The 24162-nt window shown below is 54.0% G+C and carries 22 protein-coding genes; 4 read left to right on the top strand and 18 right to left on the bottom strand.

All coding sequences use genetic code 11. The annotated features are described in order from the left end of the window. Window positions 1-17 precede the first annotated feature (17 nt). The 4 genes from nagK to lolC are packed head-to-tail and all read right to left on the bottom strand — an operon-like array spanning window position 18 to window position 4095. The gene (gene nagK, locus ACLD11_RS12650) at window positions 18-929 is read right to left on the bottom strand and encodes an N-acetylglucosamine kinase (protein WP_000291338.1); all 912 of its coding nucleotides are present in this window, start codon (window positions 927-929) and stop codon (window positions 18-20) included. Window positions 930-957: 28 nt separating this feature from the next. Then, window positions 958-2202 carry a lipoprotein-releasing ABC transporter permease subunit LolE gene (gene lolE / locus ACLD11_RS12645; protein WP_411014970.1) on the bottom strand — a complete coding sequence of 415 codons (1245 nt, stop codon included), beginning with the start codon at window positions 2200-2202 and terminating at the stop codon, window positions 958-960. Further along, window positions 2202-2903, bottom strand: a complete 702-nt coding sequence (gene lolD, locus ACLD11_RS12640; protein WP_001033714.1) for a lipoprotein-releasing ABC transporter ATP-binding protein LolD — start codon at window positions 2901-2903, stop codon at window positions 2202-2204. Before lolD ends, lolE begins: the two co-directional genes overlap by 1 nt. Further along, window positions 2896-4095 carry a lipoprotein-releasing ABC transporter permease subunit LolC gene (gene lolC / locus ACLD11_RS12635; RefSeq protein ID WP_001518787.1) on the bottom strand — a complete coding sequence of 400 codons (1200 nt, stop codon included), beginning with the start codon at window positions 4093-4095 and terminating at the stop codon, window positions 2896-2898. Before lolC ends, lolD begins: the two co-directional genes overlap by 8 nt. 337 nt (window positions 4096-4432) lie before the next feature. Here lolC and mfd point away from each other — a divergent pair, with 337 nt between their 5' ends. Further along, window positions 4433-7879, top strand: a complete 3447-nt coding sequence (mfd, locus tag ACLD11_RS12630) for a transcription-repair coupling factor (protein WP_411014969.1) — start codon at window positions 4433-4435, stop codon at window positions 7877-7879. A 147-nt stretch (window positions 7880-8026) separates the two neighbouring features. Beyond that, entirely contained in the window at window positions 8027-8992 is a 966-nt protein-coding gene (locus ACLD11_RS12625) for a L,D-transpeptidase family protein (RefSeq protein ID WP_183060531.1), read from the top strand. Window positions 8993-9088: 96 nt separating this feature from the next. Here ACLD11_RS12625 and bhsA read toward each other — a convergent pair whose 3' ends face one another. Next, on the bottom strand, window positions 9089-9346 hold the full coding sequence (bhsA, locus tag ACLD11_RS12620) for a multiple stress resistance protein BhsA (protein WP_000800161.1): 258 nt from the start codon (window positions 9344-9346) through the stop codon (window positions 9089-9091). A 241-nt stretch (window positions 9347-9587) separates the two neighbouring features. On the opposite strand from bhsA, the gene comR reads away from it, so the two are divergent. Further along, on the top strand, window positions 9588-10223 hold the full coding sequence (gene comR / locus ACLD11_RS12615) for a TetR family copper-responsive transcriptional repressor ComR (protein WP_411011661.1): 636 nt from the start codon (window positions 9588-9590) through the stop codon (window positions 10221-10223). 74 nt (window positions 10224-10297) lie between these two features. Here comR and ACLD11_RS12610 read toward each other — a convergent pair whose 3' ends face one another. The 8 genes from ACLD11_RS12610 to hinT all read right to left on the bottom strand — a co-directional run bounded on the left by ACLD11_RS12610 (window position 10298) and on the right by hinT (window position 16371). Next, window positions 10298-10837 carry a glycine zipper 2TM domain-containing protein gene (locus ACLD11_RS12610; protein ID WP_183060533.1) on the bottom strand — a complete coding sequence of 180 codons (540 nt, stop codon included), beginning with the start codon at window positions 10835-10837 and terminating at the stop codon, window positions 10298-10300. Window positions 10838-11015: 178 nt separating this feature from the next. Then, window positions 11016-12320 (bottom strand): NADH-quinone dehydrogenase, encoded by a 1305-nt coding sequence (ndh, locus tag ACLD11_RS12605; protein ID WP_000211060.1) that lies wholly within the window; start codon window positions 12318-12320, stop codon window positions 11016-11018. A 254-nt stretch (window positions 12321-12574) separates the two neighbouring features. Further along, window positions 12575-13117, bottom strand: coding sequence for an alpha/beta hydrolase YcfP (ycfP, locus tag ACLD11_RS12600; protein ID WP_021000185.1), 543 nt, complete (start codon window positions 13115-13117; stop codon window positions 12575-12577). Window positions 13118-13141: 24 nt separating this feature from the next. After that, window positions 13142-14167, bottom strand: a complete 1026-nt coding sequence (gene nagZ / locus ACLD11_RS12595) for a beta-N-acetylhexosaminidase (protein ID WP_411011660.1) — start codon at window positions 14165-14167, stop codon at window positions 13142-13144. 10 nt (window positions 14168-14177) lie between these two features. Then, window positions 14178-15002 carry a thiamine kinase gene (gene thiK / locus ACLD11_RS12590; RefSeq protein ID WP_076935123.1) on the bottom strand — a complete coding sequence of 275 codons (825 nt, stop codon included), beginning with the start codon at window positions 15000-15002 and terminating at the stop codon, window positions 14178-14180. Further along, window positions 14983-15621: a penicillin-binding protein activator LpoB gene (gene lpoB, locus ACLD11_RS12585; RefSeq protein ID WP_000164359.1), complete on the bottom strand. Its 639-nt coding sequence runs from the start codon at window positions 15619-15621 to the stop codon at window positions 14983-14985. The genes thiK and lpoB overlap by 20 nt, the downstream gene beginning before the upstream one ends. 13 nt (window positions 15622-15634) lie before the next feature. Beyond that, a complete protein-coding gene (locus ACLD11_RS12580) occupies window positions 15635-16009 on the bottom strand; it encodes a YcfL family protein (protein ID WP_183060537.1) in 375 nt (124 codons plus the stop codon). Window positions 16010-16011: 2 nt separating this feature from the next. Further along, window positions 16012-16371, bottom strand: coding sequence for a purine nucleoside phosphoramidase (hinT, locus tag ACLD11_RS12575; RefSeq protein ID WP_001532068.1), 360 nt, complete (start codon window positions 16369-16371; stop codon window positions 16012-16014). Between the two features lie 341 nt (window positions 16372-16712). Between hinT and fhuE the strand changes: the two genes are divergently transcribed. Then, window positions 16713-18887 carry a ferric-rhodotorulic acid/ferric-coprogen receptor FhuE gene (gene fhuE, locus ACLD11_RS12570; protein WP_411014968.1) on the top strand — a complete coding sequence of 725 codons (2175 nt, stop codon included), beginning with the start codon at window positions 16713-16715 and terminating at the stop codon, window positions 18885-18887. Window positions 18888-18971: 84 nt separating this feature from the next. On the opposite strand, the gene ptsG is transcribed toward fhuE, so the two are convergent. The 5 genes from ptsG to yceG all read right to left on the bottom strand — a co-directional run bounded on the left by ptsG (window position 18972) and on the right by yceG (window position 24162). Next, a complete protein-coding gene (ptsG, locus tag ACLD11_RS12565; protein WP_000475708.1) occupies window positions 18972-20405 on the bottom strand; it encodes a PTS glucose transporter subunit IIBC in 1434 nt (477 codons plus the stop codon). Between the two features lie 294 nt (window positions 20406-20699). Continuing rightward, window positions 20700-21497, bottom strand: a complete 798-nt coding sequence (locus tag ACLD11_RS12560) for a metal-dependent hydrolase (protein WP_183060541.1) — start codon at window positions 21495-21497, stop codon at window positions 20700-20702. 10 nt (window positions 21498-21507) lie between these two features. Beyond that, on the bottom strand, window positions 21508-22512 hold the full coding sequence (gene holB / locus ACLD11_RS12555) for a DNA polymerase III subunit delta' (protein ID WP_000872453.1): 1005 nt from the start codon (window positions 22510-22512) through the stop codon (window positions 21508-21510). Further along, window positions 22509-23150, bottom strand: a complete 642-nt coding sequence (gene tmk / locus ACLD11_RS12550; protein WP_000535399.1) for a dTMP kinase — start codon at window positions 23148-23150, stop codon at window positions 22509-22511. Before tmk ends, holB begins: the two co-directional genes overlap by 4 nt. After that, window positions 23140-24162, bottom strand: coding sequence for a cell division protein YceG (gene yceG, locus ACLD11_RS12545; protein WP_350379136.1), 1023 nt, complete (start codon window positions 24160-24162; stop codon window positions 23140-23142). Before yceG ends, tmk begins: the two co-directional genes overlap by 11 nt.

The following is a 24162-nucleotide window of genomic DNA, read 5'->3' as shown; positions in this document are numbered from 1 at the left end:
ACAACCTCTTTTTTTGATTAGTCGGTAAGATGTAAAAAAGCAGCACCGCGCATCCCACCTGCATCCCCATGCCGCGCACGCTCAATGCGCGGCGCGCGGGCAACAGGGAGGAGATGGCGCGGCAGTCTTTCCGCCAGTTGCGTTGTTATTGCCGTAAAGTTCGATAGTCCGCCGCCGATCACCAATAAATCGGGATCGACAATCGTCAGTATATTCCCCAGACAAACCGCCAGTAAATCCAGATAGCGCTCAACATGCGCGTGCGCCTGCTCATCGCCCTGCTCCCACAACGCGATAATCTCCGGCGCCTGCAGCGATTGATCATAATAATGCTGGTATAGCCACGCAAACCCGCGCCCGGACAGATAATTCTCAATGCAGCCCATCTGGCCGCATCCACAACGGCGGAGAGGAAAATCAAACCCCATCAACGTTAGCGCGTCAACCGGCAAACGCATATGGCCAAACTCGCCGGTGATATAGCTCTGACCGGTAATCGGCTTCCCGTTTAGCACCAGGCCGCCGCCGACGCCGGTGCCGAGAATAAGCCCCATAACCAAAGGATATTGCGTGAATTCATCATCCCAGGCTTCGGACAAGGCAAAACAGTTAGCGTCATTGTCCAGACGCACATCGCGATCCAGTCGGGCGCTGAGATCGGCGCGCAACGGCTTACCGCTGGCTGCCGGGACATTCGCGGCGTACAGCGTGCCGTCTTCGGTTTCCGGCATACCGGGTATGCCAATCCCTACCGACCCTTTTACGCCAAATCGCTGGTCGGCTTCCTCGACCAGTTCGCACACGGCGTCTAAAAAGGCGCTATAGCTGGTATGGGGCGTGGGAACCCGTTTTTCCCACTGCAGCCGCCGCGTTGAGTCAAATACGCCTAACGCAATCTTTGTTCCGCCAATGTCAAACCCGTAATACATCGCCGCTCCTTGTTTTTATATTCCGCGATTACTGGCCGCTCAATACTCGCGCAGGGTCAATGTTGCTCGCCCGCCGCGCCGGATACCAGCTCGCCAGTAAGCTTAACAACAACGCCGTGACCAGTACGTAAACAACGTCCAGCCAATGTAATTCGGATGGCAGGAAGTCGATAAAATAGATATCGCCGGACAAAAACTGATGCCCGATCGCCTTTTCAATCCCATTAATAATGGCGGTAAGCTGAAGCGAAACGACAACGCCGATCGCCACGCCAATCAAACTGCCCAGCAAGCCCGCGAGTAGCCCGTACCAGACGAAAATGGCACGAATCAAACCATCTTTCGCCCCCAGCGTTCTTAATACCGCAATGTCGCCGCTTTTATCTTTTACCGCCATCACTAAGGTGGAAACGATATTAAAACAGGCCACGCCGATCACCAGAATCATCGCCAGATACATAATGGCGCGAATCATCTGGATATCGCGATACATATAGCCGTAGGTGCCGATCCAGCTCTTAATGTAGACATAGCTGTTAGTCGCTTCACCCGCGTCACGCACCAGTTTGTTCGCATTAAACACGTCGTGGACTTTAAGCGCGATACCGGAAACGCTGGACCCCATATCCAGATACTGCTGCGCATCCTCAAGCGGGATCATGGCGAAGCTGTGATCGAGCTGGCCGCTCAGTTGCAGAATCCCGATGACATGCAAACGCACGCGTTTGGGCTGGAGCAGCTTATGGTCGGCATTCGCATTGGGGATCATGATGGACACCCAGTCGCCCTGTTTCACGTTCAGAGCATCGGCGACGCCTTTGCCGATAATGATCTGCTGTTCGCCCGCTTTGAAATGATCCCAGGCGTGATTTTGCACAAATGACGGTAACGCGCTAAGCTGCTGCTCTTGCTTAGGGTCGACGCCTTTAACCTGAATGGCGCGCAAATTGGCCCCGCTCTCTACCAGGCCGGTAAAATTGATATACGGCGCGGCGGCGGCAATGCCCGGCACCTTCTGCACTTTTGCCAGCGCTTCACGCCAGTTGGTCCACGGCTGATTGACCGCTTCAATCTCCCCGTGCGGAACCACCGCCAGAATACGGTTATTCAACTCGCGTTCGAAACCGTTCATCGCGCTTAAACCGACAATCAATACCGCCACGCCCAGCGCGATACCGATGGTAGAAATGACGGAAATGAGCGAAACCATACCGCCGCGCCGCCGTCCACGGCTGAAACGCAAGCCAATTAACAATGATAAAGGCGACGCCATTACTCAGCCCCCATCAGGCTCAGTTCCGCCGTCAGGCGACCATCGCGCATCTCAAGCTGGCGGCTCATACGTTTCGCCAGTTGCAAATCGTGAGTCACCACCAAAAATGCGGTTCCCTGCAGACGATTTAACTCGCCCAGAAGCTCAAAAATACTGTCGGCATTACGCGCATCCAGATTACCGGTCGGCTCATCCGCCAGTACCAGACGCGGGTTATTCACCAACGCGCGCGCTATCGCGACACGCTGGCGCTCACCGCCTGAAAGTTCCGAAGGTCGATGGGTTGCGCGATGCTCCAGCCCTACGGCGTGCAGCATTTCTCGCGCCCGAGCGTCAATCTCCGCCGGTTTCTTTTTGCCAATTAATAATGGCATCGCCACGTTTTCCAGCGCCGTAAAATCCGGCAGGAGATGATGAAACTGATAGATAAACCCCAGTTTCTGGTTACGTAATTCCGCTTTTGCCGCAGAAGAGAGTTTGCTCATCGGCTGGCCGCTAAAAATCACATCGCCAGAGGTAGGCGTATCCAGCCCGCCTAACAGGTGCAGCAACGTACTTTTACCCGAACCGGAACTGCCGACGATCGCCATCATTTCGCCTTCGCCGATACTGAAGCTGACATCGTGCAACACGTCGGTTTGTACGGTGCCTTCCTGATAGCGTTTGCACAGGTTGTCGCATTGCAACAGGATCTTATTCATAACGTAAAGCCTCAGCGGGTTGAGTGGCGGCAGCGCGCCAGGAAGGATAAAGCGTAGAAAGCAGCGCGATGGCCATTGCCACCAGCGCGATAACGATCACCTGTAACGGCTCTATCGCCACGGGCAACGCAGCGCCATCCAGAAACGCGCCAATGATCGGCATCAGGTTATTCAGTTGGCTGGCAAGCAATGCGCCCAGCGCGGCGCCCAACAGCGCGCCGATAATCCCGGCGCTGGCGCCCTGCACCATAAAGACCATCATAATTTGTCGCGGCGTCAGCCCTTGAGTTTGTAAAATCGCCACTTCGCCCTGCTTCTCCATGACCATCAGGCCCAACGAAGTAATAATGTTAAAAGCCGCGACCGCCACGATGAGGCTCAGCAACAATCCCATCATATTCTTTTCCATGCGCACCGCCTGGAACAACTCGCCTTTGCGTTCGCGCCAGTCCTGCCACTTCGTGCCTTGCGGCAGCGTCTGTTGGCTGAGGGTATCGACTTGCAGCGGTTCATCCAGCCACAAACGCCAGCCGGTAATATTGCCTGCCGGATAGCGCATTAAACGCGACGCGTCCTGAATATTGACCAGCATTTCATAGCCATCGACCTCGCTATTGGCGGCAAATGTGCCAATCACCGTAAACAGACGCTGGCTGGGCAGGCGTCCCATTGGCGTAAACTGGCTGGCAGATGGCACCATTAGCCGAATCTGATCGCCGCGGTTGACCCCTAACTGTCCGGCGAGCTGCTCGCCGAGGATGACATTATACTTACCCGGCTGTAATTCGCTTTGCTTCACATTGACCAGATACGGCGTTAACGGATCTTTTTGCGCCGGATCGATACCCAACATCACGCCAACCGCAACGCTACGTGCGCTTTGCAGTACGACATCGCCCGTCGTCAGCGGCGCAATACGGTTAACGCCTTGCAGATTCACCGCTTTTTCCGGCATCTGATTCGGGTTAAGAGAACCATGTTCAGCAGAGAGGATGGCCTGAGGCATCAAACCAAGAATGTTATTTTGCAGTTCGCGCTCAAAACCGTTCATCACCGACAATACCGTGACCAGCGCCATCACCCCCAGGGTAATGCCGATAGTGGAAAGCCAGGAAACGAAGCGACCGAAGCGATCTGCTGCACGCCCGCGCATGTAACGCAGGCCGATGAATAGAGCGACAGGTTGATACATGTAATCCGTCTGGTTGCTGTTAGCAAAGTCCCGAGTATATAAGCGAAAGCGGAATGCGTAAATGTCTGAACCGTAAGAGTTCGTCAGCGTTATTCTGAAAAAGGCCGACAAATCAAGTCACTTACATGTTCATACTTTACCTGTTCGGCGTGTGATCCGGCGGATTCAATTTGCTAATAAACAACGATCGCGGATAATAAAGAACATTGCTTATCAGTCATATGCCCCTGAATACCTGAGTCCTTCATGCTGTCCTGGCGCGCAGCCAACCATGAAGCAGCCTGAAGGGTGACGCGTAGAGTGCGGCGTAAAACAAAAAGAGATACTGACAACCGTTATGCCTGAAAAACAACGTTACACGCTGCCGACAAAAGCGGGCGATCAGCGCCAGTTGGGCGAACTTACCGGTGCCGCCTGCGCTACGCTGGTGGCGGAGATAGCTGAACGCCATGCCGGTCCGGTGGTACTCATAGCGCCTGACATGCAAAATGCTCTGCGATTGCATGATGAAATCCGCCAGTTTACCGATCAGATGGTCATGAACCTGGCGGACTGGGAAACGCTGCCGTATGACAGCTTCTCCCCGCATCAGGAAATTATCTCTTCGCGCCTGTCCACGCTCTACCAGTTGCCGTCGATGCAGCGCGGCGTCTTAATTGTACCGGTAAACACCCTGATGCAGCGCGTTTGTCCGCATAGCTATCTGCATGGTCATGCGCTGGTGATGAAAAAAGGCCAGCGGCTGTCCCGCGACGCTCTGCGCGCGCAGCTTGACAGCGCCGGTTATCGGCATGTCGATCAGGTGATGGAGCATGGCGAATACGCGACGCGCGGCGCGCTGTTGGATCTCTTTCCGATGGGCAGCGAACAGCCTTATCGCCTCGACTTTTTTGATGATGAAATCGACAGTCTGCGTCTGTTTGACGCGGATACCCAGCGTACGCTGGAGGAGGTTGAGGCCATCAATTTGTTGCCCGCGCACGAATTTCCTACCGACAAAGCCGCTATTGAGCTTTTCCGTAGCCAGTGGCGCGATACCTTTGAGGTAAAACGCGACGCCGAGCACATCTATCAGCAGGTCAGCAAAGGCACTCTGCCCGCCGGGATCGAATACTGGCAACCGCTCTTTTTCAGCGAACCATTACCGCCATTATTTAGCTATTTCCCCGCCAATACTCTGGTGGTGAATACCGGCTCGCTGGAAACCAGCGCCGAACGCTTTCAGGCCGATACGCTGGCGCGTTTTGAAAATCGCGGCGTCGATCCTATGCGCCCGCTTTTGCCGCCGGAAGCCCTCTGGCTACGGGTAGATGAGCTCTTTTCCGAGCTTAAACGCTGGCCTCGCCTCCAGCTTAAAACCGACCATCTGCCGGAAAAAGCCGCCAATACCAATCTTGGTTTCCAGAAATTACCGGATTTGGCTATCCAGGCGCAGCAGAAAGCGCCGCTGGACGCGCTGCGTAAGTTCCTCGAATCTTTCAGCGGTCCGGTGATTTTTTCGGTGGAAAGCGAAGGGCGCCGCGAAGCGCTGGGAGAGCTCCTGGCCCGCATAAAAATCGCGCCGAAGCGAATTTTACGCCTGGACGAGGCGCAGGATGCGGGACGCTATCTGATGATTGGCGCCGCAGAACATGGTTTTATCGACACCCAACGCAATCTGGCGCTGATTTGTGAAAGCGATCTCTTGGGTGAGCGGGTTGCGCGTCGCCGCCTGGATTCCCGCCGCACGATCAACCCGGATACGTTGATTCGTAACCTGGCGGAGCTCCACGTCGGTCAACCGGTAGTGCATCTGGAGCACGGCGTCGGACGCTATGCCGGCATGACCACTCTGGAGGCTGGCGGCATCAAGGGTGAGTATCTGATGCTCACCTACGCCAATGACGCCAAACTGTATGTGCCGGTCTCCTCATTGCATCTGATTAGCCGCTATGCTGGCGGCGCGGAAGAAAGTGCGCCGCTGCATAAACTGGGCGGCGACGCCTGGTCGCGCGCCCGGCAGAAAGCGGCGGAAAAAGTGCGCGATGTCGCAGCGGAACTGTTGGATATTTATGCGCAACGGGCGGCAAAAGAGGGGTTTGCCTTTAAGCATGATCGTGAGCAGTACCAGTTATTCTGCGACAGCTTCCCGTTTGAAACGACGCCCGATCAGGCACAGGCGATTAACGCCGTATTGAGCGATATGTGCCAACCGCTGGCGATGGACAGGCTGGTGTGCGGCGACGTCGGCTTCGGCAAAACCGAAGTGGCGATGCGCGCCGCGTTCCTGGCAGTGGAAAACCATAAACAAGTAGCGGTACTGGTGCCGACCACGCTGCTGGCGCAGCAACACTATGACAACTTCCGCGACCGTTTCGCCAACTGGCCGGTACGCATTGAGATGCTGTCCCGCTTTCGCAGCGCCAAAGAGCAGACGCAAATCCTGGCGGAAGCCGCCGAGGGTAAGATCGATATTCTGATCGGTACGCATAAACTGCTACAAAGCGATGTGAAGCTGCGCGACCTCGGCCTGCTGATTGTCGATGAAGAGCACCGTTTCGGCGTGCGCCACAAAGAGCGAATTAAGGCGATGCGCGCCGATGTCGATATTCTGACGCTCACGGCGACGCCGATCCCGCGGACGCTGAATATGGCGATGAGCGGTATGCGCGATCTCTCCATTATCGCCACTCCCCCTGCCCGTCGTCTGGCGGTAAAAACCTTTGTCCGCGAGTATGATAGCCTGGTAGTAAGGGAAGCGATTCTGCGTGAAATCCTGCGCGGCGGTCAGGTTTACTATTTGTACAATGACGTCGAAAATATTCAGAAAGCCGCAGAGCGGCTGGCGGAACTGGTGCCGGAAGCGCGAATCGCTATAGGCCACGGGCAGATGCGCGAACGTGAGCTGGAACGGGTCATGAACGATTTCCATCATCAACGTTTTAACGTGCTGGCGTGTACTACCATTATCGAAACGGGGATCGACATTCCCACCGCTAACACGATCATCATTGAACGCGCGGATCATTTCGGCCTCGCGCAGTTGCACCAGTTGCGTGGCCGCGTAGGGCGCTCGCACCACCAGGCCTACGCCTGGCTATTGACGCCACATCCTAAGGCCATGACCACCGATGCGCAAAAACGGCTGGAGGCGATTGCGTCGCTGGAGGATTTAGGCGCCGGGTTTGCGCTGGCGACCCACGATCTGGAGATCCGCGGCGCGGGCGAACTGCTTGGCGAAGAGCAAAGCGGCTCAATGGAAACCATCGGCTTCTCACTCTACATGGAACTGTTGGAAAACGCCGTTGATGCGCTGAAAGCAGGCCGCGAACCCTCGCTGGAAGATCTCACCAGTCAGCAAACGGAAGTCGAGCTGCGAATGCCGTCGTTACTGCCGGATGATTTTATTCCGGATGTTAATACCCGACTGTCATTCTATAAATGCATTGCCAGCGCGAAGAACGAAAACGAGCTGGAGGAGATCAAAGTGGAATTGATCGATCGCTTCGGCCTGCTGCCCGATCCGGCGCGTAATCTGCTGGATATCGCCCGCCTGCGCCAACAGGCGCAAAAGCTCGGCATCCGAAAACTGGAGGGTAACGAGAAAGGCGGAACGATTGAGTTCGCCGAGAAAAACCACGTTGACCCCGCCTGGCTTATCGGGTTGCTGCAAAAACAGCCGCAGCATTTCCGTCTGGATGGCCCGACGCGCCTCAAGTTTATTCAGGATTTAAGCGAACGTAAAACGCGTATAGACTGGGTACGCCAGTTTATGCAGCAACTGGAAGAAAACGCTATTGCATAAGCGTCAGGCCGGGCGTCATTACTCTGCGTCCGGCCTAATCTTTACAAACTCTTTGCACTTCCCTGCAGTTCCAGACACAGCCAGCCGCCATAATTCTTATTTCCTCTTTTATAAAAATAACCATATAATAATCATGGGTTTATTATAATGTTCAACAATATGCGACTCTCTCGCTGGTGGGCGTTGCTTGCGCTTACCGCAACCATCATGCTTGCCCTTCCCGCGCAGGCGAATACGTGGCCTCTTCCGCCCCCCGGCAGTCGACTGGTGGGAGAAAATAAATTCCATGTCGTTGAAGACGACGGCGGCTCGCTGGAGGCGATCGCCAAAAAATATAACGTGGGCTTTTTAGCCCTGTTACAGGCCAACCCCGGCATTGATCCTTACGTGCCACGCGCAGGCAGCGTGCTGACGATTCCGCTGCAAACGCTGCTACCGGACGCGCCACGTGAAGGTATCGTCATTAACCTCGCGGAATTACGGCTTTACTATTATCAACCGGGGAAAAATACGGTCACGGTCTACCCTATCGGGATTGGCCAACTGGGCGGCGATACCCTGACGCCAACGATGGTGACGACCATTTCGGATAAACGCGCCAATCCAACCTGGACGCCGACCGCCAATATTCGCGCCCGTTATAAAGCACAAGGTATCGATCTCCCCGCCGTGGTGCCTGCCGGTCCCGATAACCCAATGGGGCATCACGCGATTCGTTTAGCGGCCTACGGCGGCGTCTATCTGTTACATGGCACGAATGCCGATTTTGGCATTGGTATGCGCGTCAGTTCCGGCTGTATCCGTCTGCGCGACGGTGATATAGAGACATTGTTCCGTCAGGTCACGCCGGGAACCAAAGTGAATATAATCAATACGCCGATTAAAGCCTCGGTGGAACCAGGCGGCGTGCGACTGGTGGAAGTTCATCAGCCGCTGTCTAAAAATATAGGCGACGATCCGCAGGTGCTGCCGATTGTGCTGAATGGCCCGATGCAGACCTTTAAGGACGCGCCGCAGACCGACGCCGCGGTGATGGAACATGTTATGGAAGTGCGCTCCGGAATGCCGGTAGATGTAACCCGTCAATCAGAGGCGAAACCGCAGTCGCTGTAAGCGTGAATAGCTGACCGACAAAAAAGCCTCGCTATGCATCGCGAGGCTTTCTCTTTTTATTGTGGCAATCGCAGCGGCATTAATGAGGGTTAATGCTTACTTATAGATTACCGCCGTACCGTGAAGGGTATTCGGGCCGGTAACAGAGGTAATACGGAAAGACTTCGCCCCCATCTCCTGCGCTTTTTGCGCCAGCTGATCTTCCAGCGAGCCCAGATTCGTGCCGCCATTCGCGGAAATGGTGCCGAACTTCTGTTGACCTTCTGGCGTTGCCTGAACTTCAACGGCGGCGAAGCTGGCGAATGAGAGCGAACTCAGTACCACAGCAGCGATGAGGGTTTTTACATTTTTCATAGTGATGACCTTTAGCAGATGAATGGGTGTCGTAAGCATTAACTTAACGATCGATAAATTAATCATAGATGTGATCTATATCACACGTCAACTTCTTTTTATAATGATCGTTATATAATTTATAAAGATGTTATTTTTCATGTGAATAGAATTGATTTATTTTTCTAATGAATACTCTGGAGCCAGAAGTGGTTTGTTTTTATAATAGAGAGACCGCTCTTTAAACAGGTACAACGGCATCATGACAACGGATACCACGAGTTGCGCGAAGAAAAGCCGTGGCCGACCAAAAGTGTTCGACAGGGAAGCCGCGCTTGATAAGGCCATGACTCTCTTCTGGCAGCACGGCTATGAAGCAACTTCGCTTGCCGATCTCGTAGAGGCTACCGGGGCGAAAGCGCCTACTCTCTATGCGGAATTCACTAACAAAGAAGGATTATTTCGCGCTGTCCTGGATCGCTACATCACTCGCTTTGCCTCAAAGCACGAAGCCCAGCTCTTTTGTGAAGAGAAAAGCGTGGAATCGGCGCTGGAAGATTACTTCACACAAATTGCCGCCTGCTTTACCAGTACAGACACGCCGGCTGGCTGCTTTATGATTAATACGTCCGCCACCCTCGCCGCCTCCTCGCGCGATATCGCCCGCACGGTAAAATCACGCCACGCCATGCAGGAACAGACGCTCATCCAGTTTCTGCGCCAACGTCAGGAGCGCGGTGAAATTCCGGCGCACTGTAACCCGCAGGCGCTCGCGGAATATATAAACTGTATTTTACAGGGAATGTCGATCAGCGCCCGTGAGGGAGCCACTTTCGAACAACTGATGCAAATTACGCGTACGACTCTGCGCATCTGGCCTGAACTGCTCAAGCCCTGAACAACGCGGCTTCGGATAAAAAAAAGCCCCTCAGCCTGAGCGAATGAGGGGCTAACTTGCAGAGTACAGCTTTTTTATGCTTTGTTATTCAGAACCAGTTGGCCATTGCCGTCGAGGGGAATTTGCGTTCCGGGGTCTTTATCCATGCGGATTTTGCCCTGCTGATCGCCAATTTTGTAGGTCACGTCGTAGCCAAGCATCTTTTCAGATTTGTCATACACCGTCTTACAGCGTTGCTGCGTGGTAGTGTAGGTATCACTTTCCTGCATTGATCCCTGGATTTGATTGCCAGCATAACCGCCGCCCAGCGCCCCGACGACCGTCGCCACATCTTTACCACGACCGCCGCCAAATTGATGTCCAATCACGCCGCCTGCTACTGCGCCAAGCACCGAGCCGGCAATACGGTTTTCGTCCTGAACCGGTCTGCGATGCGTGACCGTGACATTACGGCACTCCTGACGCGGCGTTTTTACCGTCTCTTTAATCGGTTTAGCCGATATCACCTGCGCATATTGCGGACTACGATTAAATACGTTGAGACTGGCCACTGCCGCCACACCCAGCGCAGCCGCTACGCCAATCCCTATACCCGCCAACATTGATTTATTCACGGGAGCTCCTCCTTCGTTGCTATTGGTAACAATTTTGCAACCAGTATGTGAACAAAGCCAATCGGAATGAGGATGAAAAATGCGGGATGAGGCGGTAAAGCTGAAGGATTCGGACAACTCCGAAGCGAGTGATGGAGAAGCGCTCACCGGCGCGAGCAGCCGGTGAGGCGCAGAAAAATTAATGCAGTTTCAGGCGCGGACGAATGACGCGGTTAATACTGCCCACCAGCATCATCAGGCCGGTTTTAAAATATCCATGCAGCGCTATCTGGTGCATACGGTATAGCGAGATATACACGAAGCGGGCGATACGTCCTTCAATCATCATTGAACCGCGGGTCAGGTTCCCCATCAGACTACCCACGGTAGAGAAGTTGGACAGGGAGACCAGCGAACCATGGTCTTTATACTGGTAAGCTTTCAGCGGTTTGCCATTCATCTGCGCCAGAATGTTATTCATTGCGCAGGTAGCCATCTGATGCGCCGCCTGAGCGCGAGGCGGCACAAAACCTCCCTCCGGACGTGCGCAGGAAGCGCAGTCGCCAATCGCATAAATATCAGGATCGCGCGTGGTTTGCAGCGTCGGTTCCACCACCAGTTGGTTAATGCGGTTCGTTTCCAGACCACCAATCTCTTTCATAAAATCTGGCGCTTTGATACCCGCCGCCCACACCATCAGATCGGCCTGAATATATTCACCTTCTTTCGTATGCAGACCGCCTTCGTCGGCGCTGGTGACCATAGTTTGCGTCAGCACGCGAACGCCCAGTTTGGTCAGTTCATTATGCGCGGCGCTGGAGATACGCGGCGGCAACGCAGGCAGAATACGCTCGCCAGCCTCAACCAACGTCACGTTCAGCGCGTCGTTGGTCAGCCCCTTATAACCATAGCTATGCAACTGTTTTACCGCATTATGCAGTTCAGCCGACAGCTCAACCCCCGTCGCACCGCCGCCAACGATGGCGATATTGACCTTACCGTTCGCGCCCAGATTAGCCGAATACTTGAGGAACAGGTTCAGCATCTCCTGGTGAAAACGGCGCGCCTGATGCGGGTTATCGAGGAAGATACAGTGCTCTTTCACGCCTGGCGTGTTGAAATCATTAGAGGTGCTGCCCAGCGCCATCACCAGCGTGTCATACGCGATTTTGCGCTCCGGCACCAGCAGTTCGCCCTTTTCATCACGCAACTCGGCAATGGTGATGGTTTTCGCTTCGCGATCGATATCCATCACCGATCCCAGTTGGAACTGGAAACCATGATTACGCGCATGAGCCAGATAGCTCAGCGCATCCACGCCTTCGTCCAGAGAGCCAGTCGCCACTTCGTGCAGCAATGGTTTCCACAGATGGCTGTGATTTCGGTCTACCAGCGTGATTTTCGCTTTTTTCTTGCGCCCCAGTTTATGGCCTAACTGCGTCGCCATTTCCAGCCCGCCAGCGCCGCCGCCGACAATCACGATCCTTTTTAATGGTGTAGTCAACGTGACCCCCTTAAATTTATTAACCAATTGTTAATTAAAAGTTATTGCAATAGCCTTTAATTAACAACAAGTTACGTTAATGAGAATAAGCTTCTGATATGAGAATAGCATGAACGGTGCATTGGTCATACCAAAATTGATGTGCATCAAGTTTTCATGCTGAAAAGATAGACAGTTTGCGAGAATTGAGCATAAAAAAACCAGCCGCAAGGCTGGTTATCCGGTCACTAATAACGCCATATTGCCGGATGGCGTTATCCCAGCGTTTTAAACGCTTTGATACGTTGCAAGTGCGGCGAAATATTTTTGAATTTGTGAGTCTGTTCCTCATCCCACACAATTTCATAATACGGGTGAAGCGCTTGCGCTGAGCGTTGGCTGTCCAGCGCTTCGTCATGACGCGAGAGGATCACCAGACAACGATCGCGATTTTTTTCGCGAAAGTTGGTCACGCACTTTGTGGCGATGTCCGCATATTCTTCCGGGCGATCGATTTTCCCCTCCATGTTTTCATAGGGGAACAAGTTCGGGTTAAAAACCACCTGACGGATATCGCACAAAAAGCCAATCCGCTCCGCCCAGTAACCGCCCAGCCCCACGCCACAGATTAAAGGGCGATCGTCCACATTCAACTGCAACATTTTGTCCACTTCTTTCAGCAGATGCTGCATATCGTGCTTAGGATGCCGCGTACTGTAGCTTACCAGCCGGACATCCGGATCGATAAACTGTAATTGCAACACTTTCTCATGGTTGCCCGGACTATTTGAATCAAAACCGTGTAAATAAATAATCATCTGGCACCCTCACGAAAACTCGAGTTAATGACCTGCTTTTTCTTCCTGCCAGCGTTCATGTAACTGATTGAGCTGGGCGCTGGCTGTTTTCCAGCGTGCTGAGTCCATGAGCTCCCGGCGTGAAAATGAACCTTTATGATACAAACGTGTAACACGTTCTGCTTTGATCGGCGACAGATTATCCAGCACGCTGACTGCGCCATTACGATTATTGCAGACCAGAATCATATCACAACCCGCATCCAGCGACGCCTGAGCGCGCTCAGCATAGCTGCCCATAATCGCCGCGCCCTCCATCGACAGATCGTCGGAGAAAATGACGCCGTCAAAGCCTAACTCCTGACGTAGCACCGTTTTCAGCCAGTACGGCGAACCGCTTGCCGGACGCGGATCGATAGCGCGGTAGATCACGTGGGCAGGCATAATCGCATCCAGTTTATTCTCGCTAATCAGCGTGCGGAACACCGACATATCTTTACCACGAATGTCCGTTTCAGGACGTGGATCGCACGGCGTCTCTTTGTGGGAGTCCGCCGTGACCGCGCCGTGGCCGGGGAAATGCTTACCGGTCGTTTTCATCCCGGCGTCATGCATGCCGTCAATAAAGCGTGTTGCCATTGCCAACGCTTTTGCGGGATCGGCATGATAAGAACGCTCGCCAATTGCCGCGCTGATATGCCCGACGTCCAGCACTGGCGCAAAACTGATATCAATATCCATCGCGATCATTTCGCTGGCCATCAGCCACCCTGCCTCCTGCGCCAGTCGTCCCCCCTCTTCCAGCCCATGCAGCGCAAAAAAAGATTGCGCCGCGGGCAGGCGGGTAAACCCTTCACGGAAACGCTGTACGCGCCCGCCTTCCTGATCGACGGCCACCACCAGATGGTTACGCGATGCCGCCCGAATCTGGCGCACTAATTCGCGCAGCTGTTCCGGGTCATGGTAATTACGCGTGAACAGAATAAGCCCGCCAACCAGCGGATGCGCCAGTATCTCGCGCTCCTCCGCATCCAGCTCACATCCTTCGACATTCAACATTACTGGGCCCACACAGCTCTCCTTATCCTTTCATACGTAGCTGGCGCCAGGTTTCATCGGCCAGCCTGATAAATTGTTGCTCGCCGGTTTGTCGCCAGCGGTATTCGAACCACCCTGCTTTTAGCATAATGACCCAGGGGTGCCATAATCGTATCTGTCGCCATAGCTGCCGGGCGTCGATTCGCGCGCGCGCGGCATAAGCGTCTGCCAGTTGTCGGTGCTGGCGTTCATCCTCAACCCATACTGCCGCCAGCTCCAACGCAATATCGCCGTCTCCGGCATACTCCCAGTCAATCAGTTTCAACCCGGCGGACGTTAATACTATATTGTCGCCATGGACATCCATATGCAAAGGCGCGAGCCGCAGCGGGCGAGGTTCACCGTTTTTTTGCAACTGTTTGAGCCGCCGCAACCAAAACGGCGTACGCCTTGCCGGATCGCAACACGACCAGTACTGCGCCAGTAGTGGCGATAGCGCAATACGCCAGCCAAAACGCGGCTGTTGATGCAAATGATACAGTAAGGCCGCCAGTTCGTCGGCATCTGGCAGAGCGGAATTTACCACACCATGCAGATATTCTACCGCCATCCAACCTGGCGTATAAAAAAGCGCTCGCGGCGCAAGACTGGCCGGCAATTGGGATAAGGCGCGGTAATGACGTAAAAAATGGGCTGGTGGAGCGTCAGGGTCGTGATGACGGCGCAGCACGACACGGTGAGTATCGTGGGCAATAATACAGCTCCCGCCGCTTAGTCCCTGTGATGCGGCGACGGCGGGACGATACTGGGGAAAATAGCGCGACAGGATCTCGTCGCGCGTTAAGGGATTATTGTTGTTGGACCGCACCTTTACCTGACCAGATTATCTCGCCAGTTTGCACCAGCATTAACTGCATCTGTAATGCAGGCGCGTTAACGTTACCGGATGCGCTGGAGTAAAGTACATATTGCGCCCCGACATTGCGCGCAATGCCAATAGCTTTACTGCGCGTTCCCAGACTATCCTGCGGAGACAATCCTAACTGCTGTTTTGCCATCGAGAGTTGCTGTACGGAGACCAGCGTAAATTTACCGTTGTTAGCCAGCGCATTACGTAACGTTTCCGTTGCCTCGTTCGCATTTAACGACCCATTCGTCCGGTTATTCACGCTGTCGACAAGCAATACGCTTCCGGCCGTCACGCCATCAGCCTGCAACATTTTGCTGACCAGCGGTTGCATCGCGCCGTTCCAGTCATAGTGGCGCACCTTAGGCGCTGGCTGGCCCGTTTGATCTTCATGTTCGATCGGCCCCGGTTGCTGTGGAATGGTTGGCACAGACGGCACAACAGGAGGCTGTGGCGGCTGCGCGGGTTGTTCTGGCGCTGGTTTTACCTCTTCAACTGGCGCAGGTTGACGTTGCGCCATACACCCGGAGAGAAATATCGCCAGCGCAGCAATGGCAGCGTAGCGATGCATTTTTGTCATCAAAGTTCACTCCTCACAAATAAAGATAAAGCCTGACCTTATGCGCCCCCAGATAATTGGCGCTGCCAAATAGCGTTACCGACGAACGCGCGGGTATGGTTACGCTACGCGGCGCCTCCAGCGGATGCATCTCCAGCCCCCGCGCGTCATACCAGTAAAACCGATAATGAACGGTAATGGGCTCTTGCCTTTCGTTATAGACACGGGAGGAGGCTGATGGCTGGATATCAGACGCCGACAGTTCAGGCGGCTCTGCGGTGACGCCCGCCGCCAGAACCGTGGACTCCATCACCAGCGACTGCGCGTCGCTTACCGGAATTTCAGGGTGTGACCGGCAGCCGGTAAGCAGCAGTAAGCCCAGAGAAACCGCGATGCATCCTTTGATCATACTTACAAGCCTTTATGCGCCAGCATCGGGCCAAGCGGGCGACCGCCCAGTAGGTGCATATGGATATGATAGACCTCCTGGCCCCCATGACGGTTGGTATTCATGATTAAACGATACCCGTCTTCGGCAATGCCTTCCTGTTCGGCGATTTTCGCCGCCACGGTGATCATCCGACCTAACGCCTGTTCATGTTCCGCCGTCACGTCATTGACGGTTGGGATCAGGATATTGGGAATAATCAAGATATGCGTCGGCGCCTGCGGTGAAATATCACGAAAGGCGGTGACCAGCTCGTCCTGATAAACGATATCCGAAGGGATTTCACGACGAATAATTTTGCTGAATATAGTTTCTTCTGCCACGACGTTTTCCTTTTTCATAATAGCCCTTGCAGCGCACATGCTACGCCGAGCCATACTGCGAGTATAGAGTATGAGCGAGTTACCGACGCTCTTTCAACTTTAACCCACGATTTATTAAGCGAAAAATGACTACATGCCGGACTTACCGCCATATCCCCCTGCCATGACGCCTTTGTACGCTTAAAAAATATTTTTAGTTTCCCTGTTTATACCGTTTTACACATTTAATACAAATGCGTATATTTCTCATTTGTATTTTTATGCGCATTTACTAGCGAAAAATGAAAAGGTTCAACGTCATACGTCCTGAACTGACCCCAATAACAAGCAAGGATTTTCAGATGTCTTTCATTCAATACCGCCGGGACAAACACCTTCAGTCCACCGCCGCACCGTCGCTGTTAGCCATGGGTATGGCGATGGCATTTATGCCTGCCGCCTTCGCGGCTGAGGATACCGTTATTGTCGAGGGCGCGACGACCGCTGACACCGTAAACCGTGAAGAACAAGATTACAGCGTGAAAACGACCGCAGCGGGCACCAAAATGCCGATGACTCAGCGCGATATCCCGCAGTCGGTCAGTATTGTCAGCCAGCAGCGTATGGAAGACCAGCAGTTGCAAACCCTGGGCGAGGTGATGACCAATACGCTGGGGATCAGTGGAAGCCAGGCCGACTCCGATCGCATCAGTTATTACTCGCGCGGGTTTGAAATTGACAACTATATGGTTGACGGTATTCCAACGTATTTTGAGTCCCGCTGGAATCTGGGCGATGCGCTAACGGATACCGCGCTGTATGAGCGCGTGGAGGTGGTTCGCGGCGCGAATGGGCTGATGACCGGAACCGGTAATCCTTCTGCCTCAATAAATATGATTCGTAAACACGCCACCAGTCGGGAGTTCAAAGGTAACGTCTCCACAGAATACGGTAGCTGGAATAAGCAGCGTTACGTCATGGATCTGCAAAGTCCGCTCACCGCAGACGGCAATGTCCGTGGGCGCATCGTGGCGGGTTATCAGAATAATGATTCCTGGCTGGACCGCTATAACAGTGAGAAAGCGTTCTTTTCCGGAATTGTCGATGCCGATCTGGGTGCAACCACTGGCCTTTCAGCCGGTTATGAATATCAAAAAATTGATGTCAATAGCCCGACCTGGGGCGGTCTGCCGCGCTGGAACACCGATGGCAGCAAAAATAGCTATGACCGCGCGCGTAGTACCGCCCCGGACTGGGCTTATAACAACAAAGAGATAAATAAATTCTTCGTCACGCTTAAGCAGCGTTTTGCCGAAAGCTGGCAGGCGACCCTGAATGCGACCCATACTGAGGTCAAATTCGACAGTAAAATGATGTATATCGATGCGTTAGTCGATAAAGAGACAGGTACGCTAGTGAGTCCTTATGGCGCAAGCTACCCCGTGGTCGGCGGTACGGGCTGGAACAGCGGCAAGCGCAAAGTAGATGCCATAGATCTCTTTGCCGATGGCGCTTATGAGCTGTTTGGCCGTCAGCACAATATGATGTTTGGCGGCAGTTATAGTAAGCAGAATAACCGCTATTTTAGCGCCTGGGCGAACGTCTTTCCGGACGACATTGGCAACTTCAGCGCCTTTAACGGTAATTTCCCCCAAACCCACTGGGCACCACAAAATCTGGCGCAGGACGATACCACGCATATGAAATCGCTGTATGCCGCTACGCGCATTTCGCTGGCCGACCCGCTGCATCTGATTCTTGGCGCTCGTTATACCAACTGGCGTGTTGATACACTGACCTACAGCATGGAGAAAAACCATACCACGCCGTATGCCGGGCTGATTTATGATATCAACGACAACTGGTCCGCTTATGCCAGTTATACCTCTATCTTTCAGCCGCAAAATAAACGCGACAAAGCGGGTCAATATCTGGCTCCGATTACCGGTAATAACTATGAAGCGGGCCTGAAGTCCGACTGGATGAACAGCCGCCTCACCACCACGTTGTCCGTGTTCCGCATTGAGCAGAATAACGTCGCTCAGGCAACCACTATTCCCATCCCTGGCAGTAATGGGGAGTTTGCCTGGAAGTCTACTGACGGAACGGTGAGCAAAGGCGTCGAATTCGAAGTGAACGGCGCAATTACCGATAACTGGCAGATGACTTTCGGGGCTACCCGATATGTTGCCGAGGACAATGAAGGTAACGCCGTGAACCCTAATCTCCCGCGCACCAGCGTGAAGTTATTCACCCGCTATCGTCTGTCGGCGATGCCGGAGCTGACGGTCGGCGGCGGCGTGAACTGGCAGAATCGGGTTTACAAAGATACCACGACGCCGTACGGCACTTTCCGCGCCGAACAGGGCAGCTATGCGCTGGTCGATCTGTTTACCCGCTATCAGGTGACGAAAAATTTCTCCGTACAGGGAAATATCAACAACCTGTTCGATAAAACCTACGACACCAATATTGATGGTTCCATTGTTTACGGCGCGCCGCGTAACGTCAGCCTCACCGCCAATTATCAGTTCTGACAGACTGTCGGAGAGCGGCATATAAAGCGCCATTAAAAAAGGCAGCCGAATGGCTGCCTTAATTCTCCCCAACATCATTACTGCTTAGCTGTTACGGATGTACTCATCCATTTCCGTTTTCAGGTTATCGGATTTCGTACCGAAAATAGCCTGAACGCCGGAACCCGCGACGACAACGCCTGCCGCGCCCAGTTTCTTCAGGCCAGCCTGATCCACTTTCGCTACATCGGCTACGCTCACGCGCAGACGCGTGATACAGGCATCCAGGTTAGTGATGTTCTCTTTACCGCCAAACGCCGCAACCAAAGCCGGCGCCATTTCGCTGGTCGCGCCCGCTTTTGCGTCATCAGTAGTGTCTTCACGACCCGGCGTTTTCAGATCCAGCGCTTTGATCAGCACGCGGAACACGGTGTAGTACACAATCGCATAACCGGCGCCAACAATCGGGAACAGCCACAATTTGCTGCTGTTACCGGACAGCACGATAAAGTCGATCAGACCGTGGGAGAACGACGTACCGTCACGCATCCCCAGCAGGATACAGATCGGGAATGCCAGACCTGCCAGAATCGCGTGAATAATGTACAGGATCGGCGCCACGAACATGAAGGAGAACTCGATAGGCTCGGTAATACCCGTCAAAAACGAGGTCAGCGCGGCGGAAATCATGATACCGCCCACCTTTGCGCGGTTTTCCGGTTTAGCAGAGTGCCAGATAGCAATAGCCGCAGCCGGCAGACCGTACATTTTGAACAGGAAGCCGCCAGACAACATACCCGCCGTCGGGTCGCCCGCCATATAGCGCGGAATGTCGCCGTGGAATACCTGGCCCGCAGCGTTGGTGTATTCGCCGATCTGCATCTGGAAAGGAACGTTCCAGATATGATGCAGACCAAACGGCACCAGGCAACGCTCGATAAAACCGTAAATGCCAAACGCGACAACCGGGTTCTGATAAGCCGCCCACTGCGAAAACGCCTGGATAGCCGTACCGACTGGCGGCCATACGAAAGACAGCACCACACCGGTAAAAATAGCGGCCAGACCCGAAATGATCGGCACGAAGCGTTTACCCGCAAAGAAGCCCAGATACTCAGGCAGTTTGATACGGTAGAAGCGGTTAAACATATACGCTGCGATCGCACCGGAGATAATCCCCCCCAGAACACCCGTATCAGCAAGGTGTTTAGCGGCGATCTCTTCAGCAGGTAAATGCAGAACCAGCGGCGCAACCACAGCCATGGTTTTCACCATGATGCCATACGCTACTACCGCCGCCAGAGCCGAAACGCCATCGTTGTTGGTGAAGCCCAGCGCCACGCCGATAGCGAAAATCAGCGGCATATTGGCAAAAACAGATCCGCCCGCTTCCGCCATAACGTGCGATACAACGGCTGGCAGCCAGCTGAAGTTAGCGGAACCGACACCCAGCAGGATACCTGCGATAGGGAGTACGGATACCGGCAGCATCAGCGATTTACCGACCTTTTGCAGGTTAGCAAATGCATTCTTAAACATAATTGAGAGTGCTCCTGAGTATTTGTGCTTTTCTACGTTCTCACGCATTGGCGAGGGGGGAGAACCCCGCCGTGGACAGGACATCTAAGTGCCCTTTTATTTATTACACAGAGTAAAATAAATACGCCTGATTTTGTTTGACGGCTATCACGTTTCAACGCCAGATAGCCTAAAAAGTATCACATTCTGCCAAAATGAGTTTCTGAATGTTTCTATAAGCTGGTTCACCGCCCATTTTGTGGCGGTGAACTTTACGCGTTTTAATTATTAATTACGAGCTTTAAAAAAACTCGTTTAACGGATTGATGACAGGCGAGACGCGTCAATATGGAACAGGCGAGCAAAGTTATCGGTGGTGGTCTGCGCCAGTTCTTCAACGGCAACCCCTTTCAATACCGCCATATATTCTGCGACGTCGCGTACCATCGCAGGCTGGTTCTCTTTACCGCGATGCGGCACCGGCGCCAGATAAGGAGAATCGGTCTCGACTAATAACCGATCCAGCGGCACATAACGCGCCGCATCACGCAACTGTTCAGCGTTACGGAACGTTACGATGCCGGAAAAAGAGATATAAAACCCCAGATCCAGCAATTTGCCGGCCGTTTCTCTGTCTTCTGTAAAACAGTGTAGTACGCCGCCGCAATCCGTCACTTTTTCTTCGCGCAGGATAGCCAGCGTATCGGCACGCGCGTCGCGAGTATGGACAATTACCGGTTTATGCAATTCGCGGCCAATCTGGATATGATGAATAAAAGACGCCTGCTGGCGGATTTTGGTCTCAGGCGTGTAAAAATAATCAAGCCCGGTCTCGCCCATCGCCACCACATCGTCTTCTGCAGCAAGGAGGCGCAGTTCTTCTACGTCATATGCTTCATCCTGATTTAACGGATGCACGCCGCAGGAAAAGACCACATTCTCGCGCTTGCCCACCAGCTCGCGCATATGGCGATACCCCGGCAGCGTCGTCGCCACCGCTAAACAGAACTTCACATCGCGCGCGGCGGCTTTCGCCAGCACATCGTCCACGTCCTTATGCAAAGATTGATAATCCAGACCATCAAGATGGCAGTGTGAGTCGACTAAAAACATAATGTCTCTCTCAAAGATGAGGAACAGGCAACAAGGTGCCTGGTTGCAGGTAATGCTCGATGCGGAGAATAAGATCGGTTAATACCAGTTCGCGGTTTAATCCGGTCACATGAAGTAATTGATCACGACAGTGGCAAACATCGTTCAGGATTGCCTGAATACGCGCCGGGGATAGCGGCCCCGCCAGCGCGGCAACAACCGCGTCCGCATCAACGTTTGTCAGGTACGACGCGCCGTGCTGACGTTTCAGCGCGTCTACCAGCAGCGTCGCCAGCCAGTGCAGGCGCGCCGGGGCTTGCTCATGATTGAGCGCCGTTAGTACCGCATACCAGTCGCCCGTATGCAAACTGTCCATTAACGCCTGACACAGCGCCTCACGCTGCGCCCAGCGTTCAGACTGCAACAGAGCCAGCGCGGCGCCGGGCGACCCCGCATTCAGGCGTAGCGCCGTGAGCAATGCTTCTTGTGACGCCGTCACTTCTCGCGACAGCCATGACATCGCATACGATTCAGACGGCGGCGCCAGATGATGCAGCCGGCAGCGGCTGCGTAATGTCGCCAACAGACGAGCAGGCTCCGGGCTGGCAAGGAAAAACCAGGTTTGCTCCGGCGGCTCTTCCAGCGTTTTGAGCAACGCATTGGCGGCGGCGTCGGTTAATAGCGCCGCATCCGCAATCCACACCACCTTCGCGCCGCCCAAACGGGAGTGCTCATACAATTTCTCGCTGACCTCGCGTACCGCATCTACGCCGAGGCTGCTTTTGCCTTTATCCGGCGTCAGCGTGTAATAGTCCGGATGCGTGCCAGCCTGCATAAGCTGACAGCCACGGCAATGCCCACAGCTTTTGTGGCCCTCAGGCTGCTGGCATAACAGATAACGGCTCAGCGCATAGCACAGCGCCTCGTCGCCCATGCCAGGTAAGGCCTGAATCAGTAGCGCATGGTGCCCACGTCCCGCCTGGTAACTTTCTACCAGTTTTTCATAGGCGGGCCGTAACCATGGATACCATTTCATGCCGCTTGCTCCTGCACCCACTTCGTCACCGTGGCGCGAATGTCGCGCATGACGGCATCCAGCGGCTGGGTCGCGTCAATGGTGCGGATACGCGAGTCTTGCGCCGCCAGTTCCAGATAGCGCGCGCGAGTCCGGTTAAAGAAATCAAAAGATTCCTGCTCAATGCGATCCAAATCGCCGCGCGCTCTGGCGCGTTTTAGCCCAACTTCCGGCGTGACATCCAGATACAGCGTCAGGTCAGGGCGAAAATCGCCCAGCACGGCATCGCGTAGTGTCGCCAGCATGGTTTGATCAATGCCGCGCCCCCCCCCCTGATACGCCTGGGTCGAGAGATCGTGGCGATCGCCGATCACCCATACGCCTTGCGCCAGCGCGGGTTTGATTACCGTTTCGACGAGCTGTACGCGAGCGGCATAAAACATCAGCACTTCCGCTTTATCGGTAATCACTTCGTCGCCTACCGATCGAATATCCAGCACCAGACTTCTTAGTTTTTCGGCAAGCTGCGTACCGCCCGGCTCACGGGTAAAAATCATGTTACGAATACCCAGTTGCTCAAGGGTCTCCACCACCACGTCGCGCGCAGTGGTTTTTCCGGCGCCTTCCAGGCCCTCGATGACGATATAATTACTGCCCATTTTTTTCCTTAAGCACTTTCAGGTACTCCTGCACTGACCGATTATGGCTGGCAAGATTGGTGTTAAATGTGTGACCGCCTTTACCGTCGGCCACAAAATAGAGATACGGCGTTTTCGCCGGATGCGCCGCCGCCTGCAATGACGCTTCACTGGGCGATGCAATCGGTCCTGGCGGCAGCCCGGTTATGGTATACGTGTTATAAGCCGTCGGCTTTTCCAGATCCGCACGCGACAAGTTACCATTATAACTCGTCCCCATCCCGTAAATCACGGTGGGATCGGTCTGAAGGCGCATACCGATTCTCAGGCGATTAATAAAGACTGAGGCCACCTGATCGCGTTCGCTGGCGACAGCCGTCTCTTTTTCAATAATCGAGGCCATTGTCACCAGTTGGTTCTGATCTTTATAAGGCAGCCCCTCGGCCCGACCTTTCCAGACAGTATCGACAGCTTTCACCATCTTTTGATGCGCTCGCTTGAGAATAGCGACATCGCTGGTGTTGGCGGTATACATCCAGGTATCGGGCCAGAACCACCCTTCTACCCATTCCGGATGCGCAAGCTTTAGTGCCTGAGCGACAGTGACGTAGTCATCATCCGGCAATGTATGGCGAATATACGGCGCCTCTCGTAACTGTTTCAGGTAATCGCTAAGGCGCATCCCTTCCACAAACCGCAACGGGAATTGCGCTTCTTTGCCGCTCTCCAGCAACTCAAGCATCTCCCGTACGGTCATCCCCGGCGTAAAACGGTAAGTTCCCGCTTTAAAGTGCGATAACTCAGGCTCCACGCGCAGCAGCCACTGAAATACCCGGGGGCGATTAATGATTTTTTCATCATAAAGCTGGTCGCCAAGCGCCAGCCGCCCCGTTCCCGCCTTGAGCGTAAAGATAGTCTCGTTTTTAATAAGTAACGTGCTGTTCGCCAGATGGCGAACTTTCCACATCCCCACGCCCGCGGCAATACCCAGCACAACCAACAGCAGAAGGAAAACGCCTGACAATTTTTTCAT

The organism is Salmonella sp. 741265116_PST (genome assembly GCF_046567715.1).
Lineage (GTDB): Bacteria > Pseudomonadota > Gammaproteobacteria > Enterobacterales > Enterobacteriaceae > Salmonella > Salmonella enterica.
The sequence above is the reverse complement of the archived record's forward strand: the minus strand, read 5'-3'. Positions and strand labels throughout refer to the sequence as shown.

What these genes read in the sequence shown, in the direction of transcription:
- fhuE (WP_411014968.1), top strand. Translation starts at nt 16,713, where the DNA reads ATGTCTTTCATTCAATACCGCCGGGACAAACACCTTCAGTCCACCGCC.
- lolE (WP_411014970.1), bottom strand. Translation starts at nt 2,202, where the DNA reads ATGGCGTCGCCTTTATCATTGTTAATTGGCTTGCGTTTCAGCCGTGGA.
- lolC (WP_001518787.1), bottom strand. Translation starts at nt 4,095, where the DNA reads ATGTATCAACCTGTCGCTCTATTCATCGGCCTGCGTTACATGCGCGGG.
- mfd (WP_411014969.1), top strand. Translation starts at nt 4,433, where the DNA reads ATGCCTGAAAAACAACGTTACACGCTGCCGACAAAAGCGGGCGATCAG.
- lolD (WP_001033714.1), bottom strand. Translation starts at nt 2,903, where the DNA reads ATGAATAAGATCCTGTTGCAATGCGACAACCTGTGCAAACGCTATCAG.
- yceG (WP_350379136.1), bottom strand. Translation starts at nt 24,162, where the DNA reads ATGAAAAAATTGTCAGGCGTTTTCCTTCTGCTGTTGGTTGTGCTGGGT.
- ACLD11_RS12560 (WP_183060541.1), bottom strand. Translation starts at nt 21,497, where the DNA reads ATGTTTTTAGTCGACTCACACTGCCATCTTGATGGTCTGGATTATCAA.
- ycfP (WP_021000185.1), bottom strand. Translation starts at nt 13,117, where the DNA reads ATGATTATTTATTTACACGGTTTTGATTCAAATAGTCCGGGCAACCAT.
- holB (WP_000872453.1), bottom strand. Translation starts at nt 22,512, where the DNA reads ATGAAATGGTATCCATGGTTACGGCCCGCCTATGAAAAACTGGTAGAA.
- comR (WP_411011661.1), top strand. Translation starts at nt 9,588, where the DNA reads ATGACAACGGATACCACGAGTTGCGCGAAGAAAAGCCGTGGCCGACCA.
- tmk (WP_000535399.1), bottom strand. Translation starts at nt 23,150, where the DNA reads ATGGGCAGTAATTATATCGTCATCGAGGGCCTGGAAGGCGCCGGAAAA.
- nagK (WP_000291338.1), bottom strand. Translation starts at nt 929, where the DNA reads ATGTATTACGGGTTTGACATTGGCGGAACAAAGATTGCGTTAGGCGTA.
- ptsG (WP_000475708.1), bottom strand. Translation starts at nt 20,405, where the DNA reads ATGTTTAAGAATGCATTTGCTAACCTGCAAAAGGTCGGTAAATCGCTG.
- ACLD11_RS12625 (WP_183060531.1), top strand. Translation starts at nt 8,027, where the DNA reads ATGTTCAACAATATGCGACTCTCTCGCTGGTGGGCGTTGCTTGCGCTT.
- bhsA (WP_000800161.1), bottom strand. Translation starts at nt 9,346, where the DNA reads ATGAAAAATGTAAAAACCCTCATCGCTGCTGTGGTACTGAGTTCGCTC.
- ACLD11_RS12580 (WP_183060537.1), bottom strand. Translation starts at nt 16,009, where the DNA reads ATGATCAAAGGATGCATCGCGGTTTCTCTGGGCTTACTGCTGCTTACC.
- lpoB (WP_000164359.1), bottom strand. Translation starts at nt 15,621, where the DNA reads ATGACAAAAATGCATCGCTACGCTGCCATTGCTGCGCTGGCGATATTT.